General features: G+C 47.1%; 13 protein-coding genes. 4 read left to right on the plus strand and 9 right to left on the minus strand.

The annotated features are described in order from the left end of the window. Positions 1-29: 29 nt before the first annotated feature. From hpsC to htpG, 6 genes are all read right to left on the minus strand, one after another. Positions 30-965, minus strand: a complete 936-nt coding sequence (hpsC, locus tag KME12_10550) for a hormogonium polysaccharide secretion pseudopilin HpsC (GenBank protein ID MBW4488215.1) — start codon at positions 963-965, stop codon at positions 30-32. Positions 966-1,078: 113 nt separating this feature from the next. Beyond that, positions 1,079-1,762: a hormogonium polysaccharide secretion pseudopilin HpsB gene (hpsB, locus tag KME12_10555; protein ID MBW4488216.1), complete on the minus strand. Its 684-nt coding sequence runs from the start codon at positions 1,760-1,762 to the stop codon at positions 1,079-1,081. A gap of 42 nt (positions 1,763-1,804) precedes the next feature. After that, entirely contained in the window at positions 1,805-7,813 is a 6,009-nt protein-coding gene (gene hpsA, locus KME12_10560) for a hormogonium polysaccharide biosynthesis protein HpsA (protein ID MBW4488217.1), read from the minus strand. Positions 7,814-8,431: 618 nt separating this feature from the next. Then, entirely contained in the window at positions 8,432-8,668 is a 237-nt protein-coding gene (gene rpmB / locus KME12_10565; GenBank protein ID MBW4488218.1) for a 50S ribosomal protein L28, read from the minus strand. Between the two features lie 98 nt (positions 8,669-8,766). Further along, positions 8,767-11,424 (minus strand): O-antigen ligase family protein, encoded by a 2,658-nt coding sequence (locus KME12_10570; GenBank protein ID MBW4488219.1) that lies wholly within the window; start codon positions 11,422-11,424, stop codon positions 8,767-8,769. 105 nt (positions 11,425-11,529) lie between these two features. After that, complete coding sequence (gene htpG, locus KME12_10575) at positions 11,530-13,515, minus strand: molecular chaperone HtpG (GenBank protein MBW4488220.1); 1,986 nt, start codon at positions 13,513-13,515, stop codon at positions 11,530-11,532. Positions 13,516-13,674: 159 nt separating this feature from the next. Here htpG and KME12_10580 point away from each other — a divergent pair, with 159 nt between their 5' ends. The 3 genes from KME12_10580 to KME12_10590 are packed head-to-tail and all read left to right on the plus strand — an operon-like array spanning position 13,675 to position 16,711. Continuing rightward, positions 13,675-14,670: a glycosyltransferase gene (locus KME12_10580; protein ID MBW4488221.1), complete on the plus strand. Its 996-nt coding sequence runs from the start codon at positions 13,675-13,677 to the stop codon at positions 14,668-14,670. A 34-nt stretch (positions 14,671-14,704) separates the two neighbouring features. Continuing rightward, positions 14,705-15,682, plus strand: a complete 978-nt coding sequence (locus KME12_10585) for a glycosyltransferase (protein MBW4488222.1) — start codon at positions 14,705-14,707, stop codon at positions 15,680-15,682. 33 nt (positions 15,683-15,715) lie between these two features. After that, positions 15,716-16,711, plus strand: coding sequence for a glycosyltransferase (locus KME12_10590; protein ID MBW4488223.1), 996 nt, complete (start codon positions 15,716-15,718; stop codon positions 16,709-16,711). 66 nt (positions 16,712-16,777) lie between these two features. On the opposite strand, the gene clpB is transcribed toward KME12_10590, so the two are convergent. From clpB to gloA, 3 genes are all read right to left on the minus strand, one after another. Next, entirely contained in the window at positions 16,778-19,444 is a 2,667-nt protein-coding gene (gene clpB / locus KME12_10595) for an ATP-dependent chaperone ClpB (GenBank protein ID MBW4488224.1), read from the minus strand. Positions 19,445-19,575: 131 nt separating this feature from the next. After that, the gene (locus KME12_10600; GenBank protein MBW4488225.1) at positions 19,576-20,955 is read right to left on the minus strand and encodes an iron uptake porin; all 1,380 of its coding nucleotides are present in this window, start codon (positions 20,953-20,955) and stop codon (positions 19,576-19,578) included. Positions 20,956-22,067: 1,112 nt separating this feature from the next. Further along, positions 22,068-22,502 (minus strand): lactoylglutathione lyase, encoded by a 435-nt coding sequence (gene gloA / locus KME12_10605; protein MBW4488226.1) that lies wholly within the window; start codon positions 22,500-22,502, stop codon positions 22,068-22,070. A 241-nt stretch (positions 22,503-22,743) separates the two neighbouring features. On the opposite strand from gloA, the gene eno reads away from it, so the two are divergent. Beyond that, positions 22,744-24,033, plus strand: coding sequence for a phosphopyruvate hydratase (eno, locus tag KME12_10610; GenBank protein MBW4488227.1), 1,290 nt, complete (start codon positions 22,744-22,746; stop codon positions 24,031-24,033). Positions 24,034-24,214 lie beyond the last annotated feature (181 nt).

Raw genomic sequence — 24,214 nt, forward strand, 5'->3', positions numbered from 1 at the left:
CTAACTCTCGCCAACTTAAGATCTAGCGGTCAATTGGAACCTAACAAACCCCGTCCTTGGACCTGGGCACTTACATTTGGAAAGAAAGGAGAAAGGGTTTGCCTATACTGTGCTCGACTCGCCATTTGGCTCTTATTTAACGTGCGAGCAAAAGCGTTGCCTCGCAGGTAGACTTTGGCGATCGTTTTACTTGAATCAACACAGGCATAAAAGCTCCCTGTTTTAAAGGCCTCAGTAGCAACTGAGCCACCGCTACCACTACCATATTGAGGAATCTGCTGGGTATTGGATGGACAAACAGGATTTAGAGCAGTTTGAGCACCAGCAGAAACATCACTTATTTTCGTGTGATCAACAAAGTCAACTAGGGTATCAATTCCTGTAGAGTAAGTGCCATTCTTTGTCCATTGATTCATGGAAGTAGAGATACTATTAGAACTACCAATACTAAAGAGCCTAAATCCAGCATCAGGCTCATAACCGCTTAGATAACCTGACTCAGTGGAAATGCCATCTTTAACTTGAAACCTGCCAACTCTAGCAGTGCAAGACCAAGAAGAGGTTTGGCAACTAGGGTCTTTAATCAGATAGTAACTTACTAAGGAATAAACGAACTGGTCATCAAAGCCCGTGGAGACTGGACGTGCATTTTGAAGAAACTCACGTTTCCAAAAAACCAGGACTGGCATTTCATCTGTAGCTGATGGATCAGGCAACTGGTTTCTAATTGCAGCAACACCCGTAGCATCATAGATGTAAACTGCCTGCTGGAGATCTCTAGTGATGTAATCTAGAGCTGCTTGCAATTCTTGTTCGGAGCTTGACTTTGCCTGCTCTCGGCGATCTGTCCGGAGAATATCAACCATGAAAGTCAGCAAGGCACTAAGAACGATCGCTGAGATAATCATCGCTACCAGCAATTCGATCAGGGTAAAGCCGCTACTTTTTGATCGAGGCAGTTTCACTCGGTTGAGCTGAGTCTTAATAAGCCACCTAAGGCTGCTGATCATATCTGCGGTTCTCCCCTGTTTTACTAAATACTGAATTGGCAAAACTTAGCTTGAAGCTAATACCTTGATTACTGGTTGCAACCGCCAAGGCGTTGGCAGAAATTATCGTAACTCGCGCTTGCTCTAACTTCGGTTGTTAGCTCGATGATGGGGGATTTACGCTGTCCTAAAGTTCCCCGAAAGGTTTGTTGTGCTCTCCTACCTGAAGCTGAAGTATCACTTCTTAGGATCGTATTAGTGTCTCGGAAGGCATCGGCGCGGTAAACCCGAACCCCTAGAAGGTAGCCTCTTGCAGCATCTACAGAAGTGGAGTTATAGCGAACAGCCTGAATGATTAGATCATTTGGTTTATTGTTCTGACAGACGTTGTCAGCATTGCCATCGAAGCAATACAAACCTGCTGTTGGAGCTGGAGTTGTGCAGTAGTTGTTATTGGCACAAGCTAATGCAGATGGAGTGGGTGCAGCATAGCTATTAAAAGTAGCGATATTGGGATCAATAGCTACGTTAGCAGGAGGGGGAGGGGTAATGCTCCCCGATCGCAAACCATCAATGTAAGCTCTGGCGGCTTGAGTGCCTAGCTCTACTCTTCTCGCTTGCACCCTGGTTGCTACAGAGAGCACAATCACAGGCGCGATCGCGGAGAGCAGGATAGCAACAACAACAATTGCGATCAAAGACTCCAAGATAGTGAAACCACTTTGACTGGAGTGAGCAGATTTTTGCTTGAGTTGACGAATACTTTTTGTCATTGCTAGCCACCAGAGTTACAAAGTCAGAACTAAATCTACGTCTTACCAATTACCAGTGGGGCAGTTAGCAGGACGCTCACTGTCGTTGATAGCGTTGACGGGGGTACTATCAGTGGTCTTGGCACACAGTAGCTGCTGTACCCACTTGTCATCGCGGGAAGCTTCACGGAAGAACTCATTAGCTGCGAGGACAGGTTCGGTGGAGAAGCGCTCAGCTAACAAGTCTGGTCGTCTTTGCTTGAGTAAAGCCACATCGAAACCCCAGTTACGATTGGGTGGTTCGTAGTACGGTAGCTGACCACCAGCATTTCCTATTTTGTAAACCTGGGGATAGGCAAATAGACCGCCAGGCCCAGTGTTTGCAGTAAAGATGGGTTGGAAGGGAGCTGTTGCAAAGACGCTACGCTTGAACTGCACAAACGAGCCAAATGCTTTCACCTCAGTGCCGTCCCACGTCTCTAGGAAACGCAGGAGGTTGTGTAAACCACCGTTATCCTCGGTTGGACGAGCTGGGGTATCTCCAGCAGCAGCCACTAAGTTAAACGTTGTTGCTCCTGGTGCTTTTGCAAGCCATTTTGTTGTTCTTACTTCGTTAATGGTGACGTTAGGAAGGTTAAACTTTGCTCCCGCGACCGTGACTCTGGTACTGGTGTTGGAAGGATTGCCAGTTGGTACTTGCAGTTGCACTACTGGATTCACCAGGGGCTGTCCATCATCCGCAGAAGCCGTAACTGTAGAAGTGTTGCTACCAGTTGACTCCGCAGTTTTGCCGATGTTAGAGAAGCCTAAAAAGCGTCCACCGTCAATATTGACGTTAGCACCGATATCAACACCCCCTGCTTTACCCATGAAAGTGCCGCTGATATGAGTGGCTTGATAGGGAGGTGACTGTGAAGGTCTATCCGAGTTCGCATTATTAAGGTCTACAGAACCACTCGTCACCCAGATGATATTGTTCGGGCTAATGTTGCCGTTAAGCTTAAGAACAACCCCATTACATGCAACCGTACTGTTGATTTGGCTGGCACTACAGTTGCCACCTATATTGAGCGATGACCCAGCTCGAATCACAAATACGGCGTTGGACTCACTACCAGCATCAAGCGTAATGGTACTTCCATTCTCAAACGTGGTGGCACCTGAGAAGTTAACTACCGTCATGCCATCATTGTTCGCATCGTTGTAATTGAAGGTGTAGTCATACCCCCCAAAGGCATTGGTGGTAATAGATCTATTAGTTCCTGCGTTGTAGGCAATATCAGTAGGAGTAGTACTAGCACTCAGTAATCCATCAACCGCTAAGTCAATAGCACCTCCGTTTTGAATCATGCTTCTACAGGTTGTATCTTCAGCGGTAACAGGTATGGTTGCTTGGTACTCGGTAGAAGCAAGACCTTTGCTCTGGTTGACGCAAACTGTAAAGTCTGATGGTGCAGGCGAACCTTGGTTAAGGATATTGATTGGGGCAATATCTGGCAAGTTAGGCAAAATTAGCTTGGCACCACCTTCGTCGGGAGGCAAGTAGTAAAGTGGCCGCTCAGTCTGGAACGTGCTACTGGGGTTGTCTCCTGGTAGACCGACTATGCTATCTGTAGTTTTATACCAGAGAGCATTATTTTCCGGTGTACCGTAGTGGGTGTTCTGGGTTCTGGTTGTGGTATTGGGATATTGACAACCATTACTAACAGGTTTGGTACCAGTGACATCAACTGGACAACCTACCCCCATAGGCTTTGCAACAGGCCGCGAAACGTTCGGATTCACGGTGGTATCTAGGATAGTTGTAAATACCAAAGCGTTATAGAGATCGCGCCCAAAAGCAACGCGACGAGCATAGCGTCGATCTGCTGCCTGCAAAATCGGTCTAGCGGTTGTTCCTGCCCCTAACCGTTCTGCAACACTCTTAGTATTACCATTCGTGGTGTATGCAGTTAGCCAGTTGAGTTCAGCATTAGTAACAATACCGTCATTATTAGTATCTGCACTTGCTAAGCCTGCATTAGTTCTGGAAAGGTTGATGATTCTTCCCAAATCTTTAGCAGTGACAGTTTGCTCATTGTAGGTAGTACTAGCAATGAGAATGGAGTCTCCCACATCTCCATCACCATTGATATCAAAGCCAACAACCCAATCCTTTGCACCACATGTTGAGATAGGCAGCTTGCGGCAAACTTCCATGACATACGTCGGAACGGTGCCACGTCGCTGAACAGGAGTCACAAAGTTGCTGAAGTAGGAACTATCAACTGCATTGCTGGCGGTAGCAACCGTATAGGCAGCATCGGTCGGAGTGGAAGCGTTTACGGTAATGCCTCCACTACTGAGGCCATTAATCGCGAAGGCGTTGTTCCAGAAACCATTGCGCCGACGACTCACAATCGACTCTTTACTACCAGTTTGGTTGCCTAAGTCATAGTCACCTTCATTCCGGAAACCAAAGCGGAAAGTACCAGAAAGGGGAGTGATTGCATCAGCCAAAACTGTGGCTGGTCGCCAAGGATCGCCAGCATCGCATTCAGCGTACTGACCGATACGGCAAGCAAAGTTTTGGTTTACTCCAGCACGAGGGTAAAAGTTACCCCAGTCAGCCCCTAAGGGATCTGTAAACTCTTCTTGAGTATGAAGATTGAAGTTGCCTTCAATGTAAACAGGCAAATCTGTAGCTAGCACTAAACCCTTTTCTTCGGGTCTGTAGTTAGTCTCTCGACCTAAGCTGCCCCCGTTTTCTAACAAGATGCCGTTGGGGCGGCGGGAAGGATCAAGACGGTAATCTACTGGGCTGTTGCGTTTTTGAGTGAGTTTAGCTTCTGCCGATGAACTGGATAGGGGGGCACTCAGATCTAGCAGTGCATCGTCACGAGAGGCGTAAATAATGCCACTATTTGGAAACAAGTACTCATTCGGAGAGGAGCCGCCAACCGGAGTTTTGATAGCGTTTAGGTCAATGGCTGTGGCGCGCACTTCTAAAGGTTGGCGCTCCTCGATGCTGAGATTGTAATCGCTAGTGAGGGCTTCTAAAATCTTGGCAGCAGCACCATTAGTAGCAGAAATGGCAGTGCTAGTACCTCCTAAAACAGTGATGCTGCTATTAGCTGCAACCGCTGTAATGGTTCCGCGTGTAACGTTGAGATCTGCCTCATTAATACCAGTCGTCGCTAGATTATCCTTAAACCCTCCGATGGTAACAACATCCCCTTTCTTTAGGGTGCCAGTATTACCCATACTATAGGTACGAGCCGTGGTAGTGCTGGATGCTGAGCTAATTGATAAGTTTGGTGCCCCATCAACTGCTTTGACTTGACGAGCATCTAAGAATGAAACTTCTCTAATTGCACCGTGAGGAATGGAAAAGTTAGGTGCTAGGCCCGCGCCTGGTGCACCAATGGTGCCATCAAGAATTTTGAGCGAGCAAATTGCAGTATCAATTGCAGCGTTTTCTGCTAAAGATAGAGGATTATTGCTGCTTATTAGAGAGCCACCTGACGTCAGCTTCTTCAAAGCATTTTGTAACTGCTCGTTGGCGATGCGCCCATTTGGGAACATCATTTGTGCTTGCGCTTTTAGTTCAACTAGATAAGTTGCAACAGCGGTGGACCTGCCAGTGAGATCAGAATACGGACGCCCATAAACAATTCCGTTATTAGACTGACCACCTGCAACATTATTCCAAGGCGCAGTGGCTGGGTTGTTAGCAGTTGTGGCATTGGTCGGGTCGTAGTAGCTGCTGATGCAAGCAATGGGTATTTGGTCAATGCCTGTACTGTTTTTGTAGTGATAAACTGCTGTCGCCCGCATCCGCAGGTCTGGTTTGGTAGTAACGGCAACACCTGCGAGATCGGTACCAGCGATCGCACCAGGAGTCATGGGCATTGAATCTGGCTGGACGATGGTGTAGCGGGTTGTAGCAGTGACTGCTCCTGCTAGATTAGTAGCATCTTGGCTCACGAAGGGGGCAGGTTGACCTGAGGCTAAGTTACCGGAGCGGAATGGATTTGGCTTCCCAAGCGTTCTGTCGTCAAACCAAGATTTACCACTAATGTTCGCTACTGCTGAGGAGGTATTGTGATAAATACCTGCCCCCGTAATGACTCGCAAACCACCTACGTTATCCAGGGCATTGACTGGTTGCTCTGTGGTAGCTTTTTCCCAGAAACCGCTACGGTTTGTGACCCCTAAGTCGGGTAGCTCTTCTATTCGAGTCTCCCGATATCGAGTTCCTGGGCCATCATCCCAGGTTTTGCCAGTTAGCTCGTGGGGGGTTCTCTGACCGACAAAACTGTCACTACCAGTAAGGTACCGGAGGAAAGGCAGGTTATTGCCTACAAAAACGCGATCGCCTAACAACTTTTCCTGAAGATTGTAGGTCTCTTTTCGCTTTTTCGGTTCTGTCATCGGCATTTCCATCGTGGTGCCAGCCCCCTTTAAGGTCAAGCCAGTGTAGCCTGCGCTGGTTACACCATCTGCCCCAATCGGCATGGCCCAAACATCGGGGGGTCTTAGCTTCCCAGTGGTGGGAAAGATACCCGCGTTAGCATCTGCAATCCCATCTGTATTAGCATCCGCGATTGCCACTCCATTTACAGTGGTTCCAATAATAGAGCTACCAATGGCTGCTTCGATGTAAGGAACACGACGGGTGCGCTGCCGTAAATAGCGCTCCAATTCTTCTTGGCGTACCGCACCTGGGTCTAGAGAGGCATCACTGTTAAGTCGGCTCCCGATATTGTTCTTGACGTCATCTGGATCAAGTGATACCGCCTTTTGGTTTGGGTAAACGCCAGTGATAGTTTGAGCACCACCTTTGACAAGGGCAGAGCGTACCAAAAAGTCAATCCGTTCTGTGTAAACTTGACTGTTGTAGGAGATTTCAGTCGAGAGATTACCTGCAGATCTGCGATCGCTACCAATGTTGTCAGAACCAATTGTGCCGGCCCGATGGAGATCAACTCGCACTCCGCCCGAAGTTGCATCACCTGTAAAGTTGCCGTAGCCAACGTTACCACCAACGACGATCTTGCTATTTTCTTCATTTTTGATGTAGCAAGAATTGGTGCCACTCACTTGGTAGTACTGGATATCTCCACTAGTTTTACCAGTCAGTAAGTTGCTATTGGTAAATACCCGACCATTTAACCGAAATTCAGGACCGGGGGAAACTTCTAGGTCATCTTCGTACAGTACTGCGGCGTTATAAATAGGAATTCGGCTGCGATCCTGCTGTAACTCTAAGGCAGAAAATCCTTTATTCCCTTTATAGGCTTCATATCGAGCAGCGTTAGTACCAACAATCGCATCACTACTATTTAACGGAACAGTGGCAGCATAAACAAAAAAGCTTTTCTTTAAGACATCATTGACTCGGTACCAACCAGTACTGCTCAAAAATGTTGAAGTACTATTAGCACCACCAAAAGCATTTTTGCATGCGGTATCTAGGACGCGATCGTCCACCATAGGCGCTGATCTTGCCTCTAGCGGGTTCCTGGGTCGGTTGAAGTTACCGTTAGAACCTATGCTGGGGCTCCGTAGATAAACGCCATACAGAGTGTAGCTGTCAAATTTACCGTTGTTGTCAGTGTCTACAGGAAAGCGCCATGCTGTAGTAACAACTTCTTGGTTCTGTAAAGGAGCAGCAGCTGTGCTAATACCCCCACCGTCAATATCAAAAGCCACCTTCAAACGGGTTTCGTCCCCAAAGGTATACCTTTCCTTAGAAGCGATCGCGGTATACATCTCCGTTTCAGACGGTGTGCCTCTTGGCAAGGCTGGATCAGCAAATAAAGCGTCTATCTTAGCTTTAGCGCGATCGAGCGCAGGCGACGTGGCGTTTAAGACGGTCTCGTTAACCCGGAAGTTACTAGCATTTTTAGATCGATCAAACGATCGCAGGACCATTGCTGTGGTCAGCAGCACTACTACTAGCGTCACCATGACTACAGTAGGCAACACAAAACCTTGGCTAGCGCCTTGTGGCTGCTGACCGACAACTAATAGGCTGCGCAAAAGCCAGTTCATTAAACGCTTGGTCTTGGGTTGCTGACGAGTTGACATGGTGTCTTTCCTGTTCCAGATGAAATGTTCTGTACTTTGAAAGTAAGAGAAAAAAATTTAGAGAAAAGTTAGAGGTTGAGCAGAACTAGGCAGCAGAGTTCAAGGCGGTTTCTTGAGAATTCTAAAATTAACGTTCTTCTTCCAACCAGACTTAATTCGTTCTGTCTTAGCAAGCCAAGACTCTATAAGCTCAATTGAGAAAATCACCACACCGTAGAATCAAACTCCGGCAAGGCTGTAGTTTATTGACTTATTAGTTAAATGAACTGACTCCACATCTCTGCTTAATATAGTCAATCAACAGCATGAGTCTATTAGCCGGGTTGATTTAGAAGGGACACACAAAAAATAGAGCCAGCGCTGTAGATTAACCTTCATCACAACTTTATAAAGATTGTGTATAAGTCAATCGAAACTATATTACCCACTTGTTCGGACAAAACTATCAGTTTCGATCAAGATTAGCTTTAAATTATCAATTTAGTTTTTTTATGTTTATTTTTTATAAAATATGGATTTGTAATACTGGGCAAACCTAGCAAATGTATCAAAGGCAAAGATGCCCGTAGGGGTAGTATCAAAACCCTTACAGGCATCGCTACTGAGAATAGAGGAAGCTTAGTAGTGATTGAGGTTGAGACCTGCTTCCTTAGCCATCGCAGCCAAGCCTTTGTGTTCCAAGGTTTTGATGGCCTTAGTTGAAAGACGCAGCTTAACCCAGCGGTTGCCCTCAGGCCACCAAACCCGCTTCCACTGTAGGTTGACTTCCTGAAGCTTTTTAGTGCGACGGTGCGAGTGGGATACTGCGTAAGCGTTATTCGCTTTTTTACCCGTTAATTGACATCTACGACTCATAGCAAGCAACCTTTCGACGAATAGTCTATAAATTTGGACACAGTCTTCTATTGTATATAACTGTTCACAATCTCCATCAGATTGACTTCGATTTGCCCTCATGTTCCGCTTAGCTGGACCAATGAGGGTCTGTCCAAACCCAGTAAATCCTTTTGAGCTGCTACTAGGGTTTGGTCAAAAATAGGCACGGTACCCACCGGATTGAATAGTTTTAAATTGTGGACTAACACATTGATGGGCAGCGATCGCGGCACCTCTATAAAATCTGGGCCATTAGTGTTGCGGTAGGAGAAGAAACCAACTCGCTCACTAATTGCCTTGGTGTAGCTATGCATCGAGAGGAGCCAAGGACGAATCTGCCGATGTTGCTGAATGCTGGTTTGTAACGCTTCTAGAGCATCTTTGAGAGCATTAGTCTGCATGTGCTTCTGCAACCCACCTAAATATTTCTGAGGTAAAAGCCATGCCTGCAATAAGGCGATGGATTCCTGAGTCGCCTCTACAGGACTAAGCTTGTTTAGAAGCCCGAACACTTGCGAATTTTGACCTTGGTCAATCAATACAATCACTTGGGCAAGGGGGCTGAAGCGTTGTATTTCCCAGTGAGTTGATTGAGTTGAACTTGTGGCTGTAGTCCACCACTCTAATAAGCTCAGATTTTGAGCAATTAGAATATAGGCAGGTTCGTTAGGGGCTATACGACTGAGGCATTCTCTGTACAGGGCTAGTGTCTGCTGCATCACTTGGGGCTGCAAGGCTTTGAAGTTGGGGTCTAGCCAAACTTCAGTGGTCAAAAATTCAGGATTGATCAACCCTTCCAAAGCAAAAGCTTTAGTGGCTTTTGAGTAGTCTCGCTGGTTAAAGTAGGCAACTCCCAGCAAAGCGTAGGTATAGAGTTTTCGAGGGGTGAGCTGGGCAGCGCGGCGCAGATTTTCCACTGCTTGCTTAGGGTCACGATCGATCAACCAGGCTCCCAGGTAACGGTTAAACAATTCATCAGCTGGAGCTAAGGTGATAGCTTGCTGTAAATGAGTTTGAGCCAACTGAGCAATCTGTTGCTGATATTGAAGATTTGGTTCAGGAACACTCGGAAGAGCAGACTTCGGGGTGGACTCCTGATTAATTGTGGATGCAGAATCACGTACCGCAATAACGTCAGCCAGTTGCGCCCCTAGTTGAAAGTGATAGTAGGGTTCCCAAGGCACAATCTTGGCGGCAGTTGACCACTGACGGTAAAAGTCAGACAAGTTACCAGTTTGCAAATTAGAGTTGCCTGCATAGGCTAATATCATAGCTGCATCGTTGGGAACCCAAATTCTTAGTGCTGCCAGAGCTAGAGTGAATCCAGCTAGACTCAGTAACCTTCTGAAGGGTGATTTGGTGATCACAAGCGGGGCAGAAAGCTGATCCCCTAAACTCGCTAAGACCGCAATCAAGGCTGTAATGGTTAAACTAATGGCAATATTTTCTAGTTGAAAATCCGTCAGGCTACTAGTGGCGTAACCTAGCAATCCTGCACTACAACCGTAAACAGCTAAGCGATCACTGACGTTGCTAGAAACGTTGGAGAGTTGCCGCCTGAAATGCCCAATAAGTTTCCAACTCAAATGCAGTAATAGGCCAAGCCATAACAGATATATTCCTAAGCCTAATAATCCTAGTTCTGCTAAAAGTTGAATGGGTGTGCAGTGTAATTGCTGTACCCGAAAGGCAGTGATCCCAGCTTCAATCGGTCGGTACACATCATAGAGCTTGATGGTATTGCCTAATCCGATGCCTAGCCAGGGGTGATGCTGCCATAAGCGAAGCCCAGCTTCGATCGTAAATAAGCGAAATTGAGCATTTCCTTCGGTATTACCTGAAAGTATTGCTGAGGTCAGGCGTTGAACTCTAGGGTTAGTCAGCACTAGCACAGCACAGGCCAATAAAACAACAGAGCTAACCCCAACAGCAGCTAATGTACGAAATGCTGGCTGGCGTAGGGATTTGGTATGCCAATTTTCTATCACTAGAGCGGCAGTTCCTAGCATTAACAAAGTTAGGAAGCCCAAAGCCCCTCCCCGCGATCCCGTAGTGTATAAGGCGGCGATCGCTAACCCAGTCCCACCAAACCACAGCCACCGCAACCAGTTATGTTGTCTCCACCCTAAAACAAACAACACAGGCAAGGTAAGGACAAGATAGCCAGCAACAAAATTGTGGTGTCCTAGAGGGTAAGGGTTAACTGGTTCTGTAAATGTATTTTTATATAGCCCCCACAGCACCACACTAATGCCACTCGTTAACCAGCCAGCAATGCCAAGCCCATTTAAAAGCCACCAACGCCGATGGTTGGAGGAGTCGCTCTCCGCTACTTCCGCTGCTGTTGCATCTTTTGTCATCCCTGTTAACCAGTTAGTCAGAGCGTAAAGGGTTAACCCATACCCCCCCACCATCGCCAAATACCAAAATGAGGGTAACGACTTAAAAGCAAATAGCGAGGAAAGTGTTACAGAAACTGCACTCAAACCTACAGCCCAGTCAAGATGATGCCCTAAGAGCCGAAAGGGAGATTGAAACTGCCTTAAGCGCCACAAAAGCCAAGCAGCGATCGCTAAAAAGCCTAACTGCCACAGAGCGACCCAAGGCCAAGATACCATCAGCCCATAGCTTTCGGGTAAGACAATAAAAACTGCGAGAGCCAATAGCCCAATTCCCAGCAACCATTGACCTTGGCGTAAAAATTCGTAGTTGACGTGGGGGTGGAGTTTAGGCATAGCTGATGAGGTGGGGCATTCCCTTCAGGGTAGCGGAAAGACTGAGTCGAAAAAAATAGAGGCGCGATCGCACCTCTATCTCACTGATCTCAGATTCAATTTGGCTTACTTCGCTGCTTGCTCTGTCAGGCGGGTTAACACCTGATTAGAACGCTCCACGAATGCCTTCATCCCTTCAGCATCAAAGCCTTTCTGAGACATTAGGGCTAAGTCGTAGACGTGCTGACAAATCATGTTGGCGAGTTCGCTGGAATCAGATTGACCTTCCGGCTGGATAATGCTGCCTTGGCTCAGATTAATCAGATTTTGAATCAATGGGTGAGCTGTGTTTACCAGCAAAACGTGCTCTTCAGGAAACTGGGCGAGTTGTTGTTGCATTAAAGCATTCATTTCTTGCAAGCGACGCAAAGCTTCTGGCAAGAGTACGATCGCGGGAGGGGTTCCTTTCGGATCGTCCGACTTTAAGCTTTCGGTACGAATGATCAGCTTGGGTCGGTTGAGGGCTTTTTGGAATAATTCCTTCAGTTGCTCGCCACGAGTTTGGTTGGTCTTGGGATCAACAATTTCGGCAGCTTGATCTTTTTCAATGAGGGTGTCATCGAGATCGGAGTCCACGCGCGAGAACTTAACCTCAGAATATTCCCGCTCCAAGAAGGTGATGAAGTGGGTATCAATAAAGGAGTCCATGAATAGGACTTCTAATCCCTGCTTCTTGTGCAACTCTACATAAGTCGCTTGGGTCACTTCATCGGTGCAGTAAAAGACTCGATTCTCCTGGCGCGATTGGTTACGCTCTAGGTATTCCTTGATGGTGGTGTAGGATGGTCCTGAGCTGGCTTCTGGAGCAGGAGTGACCGTTTGCCAAGCATCTCCTTCTTCAGACTGCACTTCCACCGCAGGCGTATCAGCACTGGCTGGCTTCAAATCAGCAGTGGTGCGATAGATTAGAATATCTTCGACTTGCTTTTTGAACTTGTCGTCGTTGATGGAACCAAACTTGACGAAAGTGCCTAAATCTTGCCAGCAGCGGACATATTCTTCTCGATTATCTCGATAGAGTTCTTTGAGGCGATCGCCCACTTTCTTAGCAATGTAGTCCGCAATTCTCCGGACCGTGCGATCGTTTTGCAAAAAGCTGCGAGAAACGTTCAGCGGGATATCAACGCTGTCAATCACACCCCGTAAAGGTAATAAGAACCGGGGAATGACTTCTTCGCAATTGTCGCTCACAAAAACTTGATTGCAAAACAGCTTGATTTGCCCTTTGGTCACATCTACATCTGGCTTCAGCTTAGGGAAGTAAAGAATGCCGTTGACCACGAAAGGGTAATCAGTGTTGAGGTGTACCCATAAAAGCGGCTCTTCTTGGAAAGGATAAAGATAACGATAAAACTCTAAATAGTCCTCTTTAGTCAAGTTGCTAGGAGATTCTTTCCAGGGAGCCTTTTGCCGATTAATCTGCTCGCCATCCAGCTTGATCGGCACTGGCATAAAGTCGCAGTAGGTTTTAACTAGCTGCTTAATGCGGTAAGGCTCCAGATACTCCAACTCTTCTTCTTGAAGAGTTAGGGTTACCGTAGTCCCCCGCTGGGATCGAGAAGATTCTTCGAGACTAAATTCGGTTGAGCCATCGCAAGACCAGTGAACCGCTTGGGCACCTTCCCGGTAGGAGAGAGTATCAACCTCAACTCGTGCTGCCACCATAAACGAGGAATAAAACCCAAGGCCAAAGTGACCAATAATTTGTTGGTCAGTAGAGTTTTTGTACTTTTCAACGAACTCTTCCGCACTGGAGAAGGCTACCTGGTTGAGGTACTTCTTGACCTCCTCCGCCGTCATGCCAATTCCGTTATCAGAGACAGAGAGGGTTTTCTGGTCTTTATCAAGCGTAATTTGGATTTCCGGCTCCCCCACCTCGCCAGAGAATTCCCCAGCGTAAGAAACCATCTTCAGCTTCTGAATCGCGTCAACGGCGTTTGAGATTAGCTCTCGTAGAAAGATTTCGTGGTCGGAGTAGAGCCACTTCTTGATAATTGGAAAGATGTTCTCAGTATGAATGCTGATGTTGCCCTGTTCCAGAATAGTTGCCATGGGTGTTGTTCAGTGAACGGTTGAGTTTAGATTGTTTCAAGTATGATTGTGAGCGATCGCCTTTAGTTTGGATCTAAGACCTCCATACTCAATTCGTTCGGATTCCCGTACTCATTAACAGAAATGGTCTTTTCTTGAGTTAGCAATATCTGGACTACTATGCCTTTAGTGTCTGTAATTATTCCAGCTTATAACGCCGAAACCACGATCCAAAAAACTGTGACCTCCGTCTTGGAGCAGTCTTTGCAAGACTTTGAGCTAATCATCGTCAATGATGGCTCCACAGACAAAACCTTAGATGTTATTGAGCACATCGTCGATCCTCGGATCAAAGTCTTTTCCTATCCTAATTCAGGTGCTGCCGTTAGCCGTAATCGTGGTTTTGCTCAGACTACTGGCGAGTTTATCGCCTTTTTGGATGCAGATGATCTTTGGACCCCTGAAAAACTAGAGGCTCAATGGCAAGCGTTGCAGGAAAATCCGCAAGCACAAGTAGCTTATAGTTGGACAGACATAATTGATCAGTCGGGTCAGCGTTTAGGTCAAGGAGACTATACAGTCGCTAATGGTAAGGTATATGCAAAACTTTTATTATGCTGTTTTATAGTTAGCGGCTCCAATACACTAATTCGGCGTGGGGCCTATGTTGCAGTTGGCGGTTTTGATGAATCGTTAGTTGCCAGTCAAGATTTTGATCTTTACTTACGACTAGCAGCTCGTTATCAGTTTGTATCTGTGGCAGCACCACATGTTCTGTACCGATTTTCTTCTAATTCTATGTGTACTAACATTCGCAGAATGGAAGAAACTAGTTTGGCTGTGAGAGAGAGAGCCTTTCATCAAGCTCCTGAGCCGCTATCGGCAGTTCTCAAACAGCACAGTATTGCTAATTTTTATAAGTGTGCTCTTTTTAGAATTATGAATGAACCTCTTAGTAGAAAGAGAGGATTGGAGATTGCTTGGCTCCTTTATAATGCTATTAAGTATGATCCTGCTTTAATGAGGAGGCGGATTGTTTTAAAAATAGTGCTTAACATTTTAATTATTACTGCTCTACCTTCGAAGTACGCTAAATTCATACTCTCAGAAGTTAAAGGCCTAGCTAACTCTAGAGCTTTGTTAGGCTATGTGCGCGTAGATCCGGAGGGCTTGTAGCAAATCTACAAGTAGATAATGGAGTTGAGCTGAAATGTCTACTATTTCTGTAATTATCCCAGTCTATAACGGAGAAAAAACTATTAAGGAAACAGTTGAGTCTGTTTTGGCTCAAGACTTTGTAGATTTTGAACTCATTATTATTAATGACGGATCTCAAGACTCAACACTAGACATTGTCGCTAGTATTTCAGATCCTCGAATAAAAGTCTTTTCCTATTCTAACGCTGGGTTGTCAGCTAGCCGAAATCGCGGGTTTGGCCACTCTTGTGGCAAGTATATTGCTTTCTTGGATGCAGATGATTTATGGGCTCCTGATAAGTTAAGTAAACATTTGAAGATACTGCAAGAGCATCCTCAAGCAGCAGTGGCTTATAGTTGGACTAACTTGATTGATAAGTTTGGTGATTTTGTACGAATAGGCAGTCGCATTGCAATAACTGGTAACGTATATCCCAACCTTCTCCTCGCAAATTTCTTGGAAAGCGGCTCTAACGCTTTAATTTGCCGATATGCTCTTGAAGCAGTAGGAGGTTTCGATGAATCTCTTTCTGCTGCCGAAGACTGGGACATGTGGCTGAGGCTATCAAAACATTATGATTTCGTAGCTGTACCGTATCCTCATGTTTTATATCGGCTCTCACCTCATTCTATGTCTACGAATGTTTTACGGCAAGAGACAGCTTGTCTCCAAGTTATTGAGCAGGCTTTCAGCCGAGCTCCTGCTTCTTTACAAAGCCTGAAAAGATGCAGTAAATCTAATTTATATAAATATCTTACTTATAGAGTTTTGGAAGGCTATCCAAAACGATCTATAAGTTTTTTGGCTATTCTATACCTTTTGAAAGCTATAGAACATAGTTCTGATTTACTTCTTTTCAGAATTAGTATGAAAGTAATCTTTAAAGTTATATTAATCACAGTATTACCCTCCAAAGGAGCCCACTTTCTAATAACTAAGCACGAAAAATTATTTAACACTAGCTCCTTATTAGGCCATATTCAAGTTTAAATTCCTTGAGTCCCTATTGCTTCCTAATCGATTATGGATCGGCTTATTAGCATGCCAATAGTTTCTGTTATCATCCCAGTCTATAACGGTGAAAAAACAATCCAAGAGACCATCACCTCTGTTCTGTCTCAAACCTTTTCTGATTTTGAGTTGATTATAATTAATGATGGCTCTCAGGATAAAACCTTAGAAATTATTTCTGGGATTCAGGATTCCAGAATTAAGGTATTCTCATATCAAAATGCCGGTCTTTCTGCCACTCGGAATCGTGGAATTTCACACTCACGGGGGCAATTTATCGCTTTCTTAGATGCCGATGATTTATGGACAGCAGATAAGATAGAATCCCAGCTAAAAGCGTTGCAAGGTAACCCACAAGCAAGTTTAGCTTACAGTTGGAGCGATTTCGTTGATGAATCTAATCGGTTCCTACATATAGGTAGGCGTTTAACATGGGAGGGGAATGTCTATAGTAAAATATTAGTTCTTAACTTTTTAGAGCACGGATCTAACCCCCTCATTCGTCGAGAAGCTTTAGAGGCAGTAGGGAATTTTGATGAGACTCTTTCCTCAGCTGAAGACTGGGACATGTGGATACGACTGGCAGCTAAATATCCTTTTGTAGTGGTCACGGCTCCACAAATTTTATATCGAGTTTCTACAAACTCTCTCTCCAGTAATGTAGTTAAGTTAGAAGCAGCTTGTCTACAAGTAATTGAACGAGCGTTCAGTCAAGCGCCAGAGGAATTGCAATCGCTAAAGAAGCGTAGCTTGAGCGAGATCTACAAATACTTAACCTTTAAGTGTTTGGAGGGTCAACCTACCCAACAAAGAAGTTTGCAAGCTGCTCGCTATTTCTGGCGGTCAATTAGTGCCGATAGCTCTATCATGACTCAATCAAGAGTCGTAGTAATTGTCCTATTTAAAGTTTTGATAGGCGGACTACTACCCACACAGTTTTCACAGATACTAATTAATAGCACTAAGAAGGTGTATCGGAGGTATAAAGATCTCCTACCGTTAAACTAGTTTCATCCCTACTGACTATAGAGCAATAGAAGCTTTTGCGTAGAAAAACGTTCAGGACTAAGAGCTTCAATTTTTCTTGGAAGACATTGTCTCAAGTTCTAGAACTTTCCTGTCATTTTTGGACTCAAAAATTACGTTACCACTCTGGTAATCAATGGTAACAATATCTCCTTCAACAAAAGCACCCTCAAGAATTTTATTGGCGATCGGGTTTTCGAGTTCCCGCTGAATAGCTCGCTTCAGTGGACGAGCACCGTAAACGGGGTCATAGCCACTATCGGCAATGTGATTTTGGGCTGCTTCTGTCAGTTCCAGGGTAATTTTTTGGTCGGACAGTAGTTTTTGGATGCGTTTGATCTGGATACCGACAATTTGGCGTAATTCGCCCAGGTTGAGCGGATGGAACAAGATGATGTCATCAACACGGTTGAGAAATTCGGGGCGGAAGTGCGATCGCAGGGCTTGCAACACTCGAACCCGCATTTCTTCATACTTGGAGTCATCACCTGAAACATCTAAAATGTGATCGCTGCCAATGTTGCTGGTCATGACAATCACAGTGTTGCGGAAGTCAACCAGCCTACCTTGAGAGTCGGTAATGCGACCATCATCGAGTACTTGCAGCAAGATATTAAACACATCTGGATGCGCTTTTTCAACTTCATCAAGCAGCACCAAAGAGTAGGGATGCCGTCGAACTGCTTCGGATAGCTGCCCCCCTTCTTCGTAGCCGACGTAACCTGGAGGCGCACCAACCAATCGAGAGACTGAGTGCTTCTCCATATACTCCGACATGTCTAAGCGCACCAAGGCATCATCGGTGTCAAACAAGGATTGAGCTAAGGCGCGAGCCAGTTCAGTTTTACCAACCCCAGTGGGCCCCATGAAAAGGAAAGAACCAATCGGACGACCGGGATCTTTCATCCCTGCTCTAGCTCGACGAATGGCCGAGGATACTGACTCTACCGCTTCATCCTGGCCCACGACTCGTTGATGTAAGTAGGATTCTAGCTGGAGCAATTTTTGCCGCTCTGATTCTAGGAGACGATTGACAGGGATGCCAGTCCACTTGGCGACAATCTCAGCAATATCAGCCTCGGTGACTTGCTCTCGCAGGAGACCAGAGCCGCGAGATTGAATTTCTAGGAGTTGCGCTTCTTTGGATTCGCGATCGCGTTGCACCGATTCTAAACGACCATATTTGAGTTGAGCTGCCTTGTTCAGGTCATAAGCCCGCTCCGCCTGTTCAATTTGGACTCTGAGTTGGTCTTCCTCCATCTTCAAAGCTTTGATGCCTTCTAGGGCTTCTTTCTCAGTTTGCCACTGACCAGAAAGCTGTTGCTGTTTTTCACTCAGCTCTGTAATTTCTTGCTCAATTCGAGTCAGGCGTTCCCGTGAAGTTCGATAACCACCTGCGATCGCGCGTTGACCTTCATTTTCTAGGGACAGTTTCTCCATCTCTAGCTGCATCAAACGACGATCGATCGCCTCTAACTCGACGGGCTTGGAAGTAATTTCCATCCGCAGCTTGGCCGCAGCTTCATCGATCAAGTCAATGGCCTTATCTGGGAGGAAGCGATCGGCAATGTAGCGATCAGATAAAGTCGCCGCCGCCACTAAGGCCGCATCGGTGATTTTCACCCCACCGTGGTGAGTTTCGTAGCGATCTTTTAGGCCGCGCAGGATAGAAATGGTATCTTCAACGCTAGGCTGATTGACCACAACCTGCTGGAAACGCCGTTCCAGAGCTGCGTCCTTTTCGATGTATTTGCGGTACTCATCAAGCGTAGTGGCTCCAATACAGCGCAATTCTCCCCGCGCTAGCATTGGCTTGAGCAAGTTGCCCGCATCCATAGTGCCTTGGCTGGCTCCAGTGCCAACCACGGTATGGAGTTCATCAATGAAGAGAACAATTTGCCCGTCGGAGTCCATAACTTCGCGCAAGACAGCCCGTAGGCGATCTTCAAACTCACCGCGATACTTAGCGCCCGCAATCAGGCTACCCATATCAAGCGAAATGAGTTTACGGTTTTTGAGGGATTCGGGGACATCGCCGTTGACAATACGTTGAGCTAACCCTTCGGCGATCGCCGTTTTACCGACTCCGGGTTCTCCAATCAGGACAGGGTTATTCTTGGTACGGCGTGACAGGACTTGAACTACTCGACGAATCTCGTCATCGCGACCAATGACAGGATCTAACTTGCCTGATTTGGCTTGTTCTGTTAGGTCTTGACCATATTTCTCTAGGGCAGCGTAGCGAGACTCAGGGCTTTGATCTGTCACTTTTTGGCTACCCCGAACTGTCTTAATTACGGTTTCTAGTTGCTTGGCGTCTAGATTAACTGCCTTGAGCAAGCGCCGACCAATGCGTTCGTCTTCGGCAAAGCCAATGAGTAGGTGCTCAACTGAGATGAAACTATCTTGCCAGGATTCTCGTGTGGCTTCGGCCCGATCAGTCAGCAAATCTAGCCCCCGACCCAAATAGAGCTGCCCATCGTCTGTGACGCGCGGTTGGCGTTGGGCAAATTCTTCTAATTGCAGGAGGAGTCGGGCTGAATCTGCACCCGCTCGATCAAACACTTTGCTCGCCAGTCCATCTTGCTGCAAGAGAGCAACGACTAAATGCTCCACCTCTAGCTGTTGGTGTTTGAAGCGACGGGCTACTTCCTGAGATTTAACGATCGCTTCCCAGGCTTTGTCGGTGAATTTGCTAGAGTCGGTGGGCTGCATGTTCTAAAAAGAATTCCTGTGAAAAAGCTTGTCCCCAGACGTTTAGTATAACAACCTGCCCTACGCCATCTCACCGGATATTTCGCCTGTTTCACGCATCTTCTACCCGCAAAATTTAGGCGATCGCTGGATTAGAAGGAAAAAACTGTCCGTAGCGTTCCTTCCCAAACGTCAGGATTGGTCGCATCGTTGTTTGGATTAGCCACCCACATCAAAGTTGGCGTGATGCTTAGGTGCTCATTAATGGAGAGATTATAGAACAGCTCAAAATTGGTTTGGGTGGCGTCCCCTAAATCATTGGTGATGAAAGGTTGACCGACGGCAGCCCCCGCTAAAGAGCCTGGAATCACTAAGTTGCGAAATACTACGCCTAAAGCCCAGGTTTGCGGCTGTAAATCTAAGTTGCTGGCTAACACCGAGTTAAAGCCTTGGTAAGATCCAGAACCGTAGCGGCCAAACACTGCCGTTGTCCGATCAAAAGCCCAGTCTGCATTGATCCCAATGGCTTCAATTTGGGTGTCGTTAAGGGTAGCGTTGGTGTATTGTAAGCGCACGCTCCCAGCCGGACTCAGGGTGTATTCTAGTTCCACGCTGGCTTGATTGCGATCGCCAAATAACCCGCCTTTCTGAGGGCTGTCGCCATCGGCTGCGGCGTAGAGCGATCGCAAGGCCCAAGAGCTAGAGAGTTGCCAATCTAAGGCAATACCAGCCCCACCCAAGCGATCGATTTGGTTTTGCACAATCAAGGGATTGTTGATGAAAAAGCCAGAGCTAAAGTCAACGGCGGAGTCATTAGCAAAGGGATTGCGATCAATAAAGTCGCTGGGCACAATTTTAGGGCCAAGGCTGACCACCAAGTCCGGTCGAGGGCGGAACGTGTAGTAAAGCTTGCGGACTCGTGGTGTCTGCTCGATTTCGATATACTCTAATCCGCCACCGTCAGCTAATAAGCCTATGGTTCCTAACAAATTTTGGTCACGGTTATGCACTTCACCGATCGCATCAGTGGCTCCATTACCCATTTCTAGTTGGGTTAGCAAGAGAGCATCCGGTTGCAAAGCTGTGAGTAAGTCTAGCCGCACTCGTGACACCAACTCTAGTGAAGCTTGTGTGCCTAGGGTGGGGGCAAAAATGGCTTGTCCTTGTAGTTTGGTTGTGGTGGAAAACTGGTTGGCTTCCAACTCAGTGACTCGTCCATCCAAGCCTGCTAAGCGATCGCGCAAGTTACTCAAAGCTAGACCATAGCTGCTTTGTAACTGCTGCAACGTCTCAACATCTTCTGGCTCTAAATCAGTGCGACGGCCTCCGGTAATGGAGTCATTAATTTCAGCAAAAACGGCATTCAGAATGGCGGCAAATTCGTAGCGAGTCAGCGATCGCCGTCCCCGAAAGGTGCCATCCGGATAGCCTGTAACCACACCATACCGCTCTACCAAAGATTTCAAGGCTTGATAGGCCCAGTCGGTCGGCTGTACATCTGATAGCTCTGAGACAGAATTCACTTGAGCCATTGCTGGATCGCTGATGTCTGGAGCTGCTGCGGCAGATGGGAGCAAGTCCGAGAAAGTTGGGATTGCTGGCTGGGCGACGGTTAAGGGAGTTATTGCTAAGGGGGCGACGGTTAAGGGGGCGATCGCGTCATTAGAGGCAAACTCTAACTGCGTTGGGCTGGTCTCAATCTGTGCCTTTGTCAAGGCAGGAGCAGCAAAGTTAGAGTTAGACACCCCGCCCTGAAGCAGAATGAGCGGCTGAGGGATGTCTATCGTTGCATCTATAGCGGGTTTTGGGGCTGGCTCTGGGGTATTTGGTAATTTAGCCTGAGCATTCATCGAAAACTGTGCTAGAAGGCCTAGACTACCCAGCCCTCCAGTGACCCAATGGATTCTCCTCACTCTGCCACTCCTTCAAGGGGTTGCTATCCAGGAAGTTCCTAAATAGCAGCTAAAAACCGGAACTTAGGGCTGACCTTCACAAGTTATTTACTGTCAAGTTATAGAAATCGCTGTAAAACCCACATGCTTTGGCGGTGGGATATAAGGCGGTGAGTCGAAGACGAACAGCTAGGTAGGCTACTTGTCCAATGACCTAATGAACTCTCGAATCACATCTGTCTTGGTTCTTTTCGTTTTCTTGGCATAGCACTCAAGCATCTTAATTTCGTGCTCTGGGAGTCTAATGTTTAACTGTCTTCCGCTCATTTGTATAGGTAAATGCTATACTCATTCTAGTGGCAAAGGTAATCAACCACTCAAAAAACCTGGCTGTCGAAAGACGTGCTGAACCTTGGCAATTAAATCTATGCGGTTCTGCTGCATTGTTCTAGCTTCCTCCTGGCAGCAGGTAAAAGATTTACAGGAACTAGGCGAATCAGTTTTTGAAACCAATGCGTTTCAATCTCAACAGGACTTGCAGCAATGCAACTAGGGTAGGGCATGCCCGAAGTCACGCTTGGGGAGAATCCCACCTCTGGCCTAGATGACGCAAGGACTCTAAGTTAAGTGGTTTCGTAGAGCCAAGAATCCCACGTGCTTTAGCCGTGGGAGTGTCAATTACTGTACTGACACTGTACTGACTAGTTGTGAGCTAGAGGGTCATGCCGCACTCTACCCGCGATCGCAACTGGCTAGTGAGCTGTCACAGGCTCGGTTTTTTGCTGAGTTGATGTTGAGCCTTGAGTTCCAAGCTGAATTAATTCCACCTTGTAACCACTGGGGTCTTCCACAAAAGCAATCACAGTGGAGCCGTGCTTCATTGGCCCTGGTTCTCGCACAACTTTACCACCGCGCTCCTTAACGGTGTTGCAGGTAGCGTAAATATCATCCACACCAATGGCAATATGGCCATAAGCATCGCCGAGATTATACTGCTCCACTCCCCAGTTGTGAGTTAGCTCAATCACGGTGTGGTCAATTTCATCGCCATACCCTACGAAGGCAAGGGTAAACTGGCCACCGGGGTAGTCTTTGCGACGCAGCAACTTCATGCCTAAGATGTCGCAATAGAATTTGAGTGATTCTTCTAGGTCGCCAACCCGCAGCATTGTGTGGAGTAGTCGCATGATTTTTTCTCCCGCTTTACATTTTTTGTTTGAGCACTCACCGGAATCTGGGACAGATCCGTAAGTAAAACTACCAGTCTAAAATTCAGAACTCTCTAAGATCACTTTTGGGTGTCCGTTTGGACGTATTCTAACAATCGGGCTGTTTGCCATTTTAGGCTGACCGCCAGCGGGTGAATCGTCAACATACCGCCAGGTTGAAGCCAGTTGCAATTCTGCTTATTCAGAGGGTACAGAGGGAATGATTGATACACCAGAGACCGCCATTTACTCCATTCGGGCGCGCGAAATCCTAGACTCACGCGGACGTCCGACTATTGAAGCGGAAGTGTATCTGGAGAATGGTGCTGTTGGAGTTGCACAGGTTCCCAGCGGTGCTTCAACAGGGAGCTTTGAGGCGCATGAATTACGCGATGGGGACTCAAACCGTTACGGTGGTAAGGGTGTACAGAAAGCGGTGCAGAACGTCGTCGAAGAAATTGCGCCTCGCTTGATGGGTTGTGATGCGTTGAATCAAGAAGCGATCGATCGCGCCATGATTGATCTAGATGGCTCGCAAAATAAAGCCAATCTGGGGGCAAATGCGATCTTAGCGGTCTCTTTGGCTACGGCTAAAGCGGGTGCCGAAGCTCTAGGTCTGCCGCTCTACCGTTATTTGGGTGGGCCGCTGGCGAACCTGCTGCCTGTGCCCCTGATGAATGTAATTAATGGTGGAGCGCACGCAGATAACAATGTGGACATTCAAGAATTTATGATTGTCCCGATTGGGGCTCCTTCATTTCGTGAAGCTTTGCGCTGGGGAGCAGAAGTGTTTTCCTCGCTCAGTAGCGTCCTAAAGGCTCAGGGATTGCTAACGGGGGTAGGGGATGAAGGTGGTTTTGCCCCCAACCTAGCGTCTAATCAGGCAGCTTTGGATTTATTGATAGCAGCGATCGAGAAAGCGGGTTACAAGCCTGGAGAGCAAGTAGCATTGGCGCTGGATGTAGCCGCGAGCGAACTCTACAAAGACGGTCAGTATGTCTATGATGGCGCTGCTCATACCCCAGCCGAGATGGTTGATTATCTGGCTAAGTTGGCAGGTCAGTATCCGATCGTCTCGATTGAAGATGGCTTGCATGAAGATGATTGGCAACATTGGCAGTTGTTGACTCAGAAGTTGGGCGATCGCGTGCAGCTAGTCGGGGATGATTTATTTGTCACCAACCCCACTCGGCTACAGCAGGGGATCGACCAGAAGGCAGGCAATTCGATCTTGATTAAGCTGAATCAGATTGGTTCTTTGACTGAAACGTTGCAGGCGATCGATTTAGCCACCCGCAACAGTTACCGCTCCGTCATTAGTCACCGTTCTGGTGAAACCGAAGATACGACGATTGCGGATTTGGCTGTAGCGGTTCGTGCGGGTCAAATTAAGACGGGCTCGCTCTGCCGCAGTGAACGGGTGGCGAAGTACAACCGCCTACTCCGGATTGAGGATGAGTTGGGTAAGCAGGCAATCTATGCGGGCGCGATTGGGTTGGGGCCTCGGTAAAGGGTGGGCTCGATCAAACTCCTGGAGCAGCAACGAGTTTGAGCTGTCAATTTTTAGGTAAGAACCGAACCCTTGGGGCACCTGCCCCCAAACCCCCGCTGAGGGACGGTTGCGTCCCCCAGTCCCCCTCCAAAAGGGCTTTTTGGATTAGTGGTTGAAGTTATGAGGCATCTTTCTACTA

It is taken from the genome of Trichocoleus desertorum ATA4-8-CV12 (assembly GCA_019358975.1).
GTDB lineage: Bacteria > Cyanobacteriota > Cyanobacteriia > FACHB-46 > FACHB-46 > Trichocoleus > Trichocoleus desertorum_A.

Bases quoted from the DNA above. Each gene is read 5' to 3' on its own strand.
- hpsB (MBW4488216.1), bottom strand. From the start codon at position 1,762: ATGACAAAAAGTATTCGTCAACTCAAGCAAAAATCTGCTCACTCCAGT.
- hpsA (MBW4488217.1), bottom strand. From the start codon at position 7,813: ATGTCAACTCGTCAGCAACCCAAGACCAAGCGTTTAATGAACTGGCTT.
- rpmB (MBW4488218.1), bottom strand. From the start codon at position 8,668: ATGAGTCGTAGATGTCAATTAACGGGTAAAAAAGCGAATAACGCTTAC.
- KME12_10570 (MBW4488219.1), bottom strand. From the start codon at position 11,424: ATGCCTAAACTCCACCCCCACGTCAACTACGAATTTTTACGCCAAGGT.
- htpG (MBW4488220.1), bottom strand. From the start codon at position 13,515: ATGGCAACTATTCTGGAACAGGGCAACATCAGCATTCATACTGAGAAC.
- KME12_10580 (MBW4488221.1), top strand. From the start codon at position 13,675: ATGCCTTTAGTGTCTGTAATTATTCCAGCTTATAACGCCGAAACCACG.
- KME12_10585 (MBW4488222.1), top strand. From the start codon at position 14,705: ATGTCTACTATTTCTGTAATTATCCCAGTCTATAACGGAGAAAAAACT.
- KME12_10590 (MBW4488223.1), top strand. From the start codon at position 15,716: ATGGATCGGCTTATTAGCATGCCAATAGTTTCTGTTATCATCCCAGTC.
- clpB (MBW4488224.1), bottom strand. From the start codon at position 19,444: ATGCAGCCCACCGACTCTAGCAAATTCACCGACAAAGCCTGGGAAGCG.
- KME12_10600 (MBW4488225.1), bottom strand. From the start codon at position 20,955: ATGGCTCAAGTGAATTCTGTCTCAGAGCTATCAGATGTACAGCCGACC.
- gloA (MBW4488226.1), bottom strand. From the start codon at position 22,502: ATGCGACTACTCCACACAATGCTGCGGGTTGGCGACCTAGAAGAATCA.
- eno (MBW4488227.1), top strand. From the start codon at position 22,744: ATGATTGATACACCAGAGACCGCCATTTACTCCATTCGGGCGCGCGAA.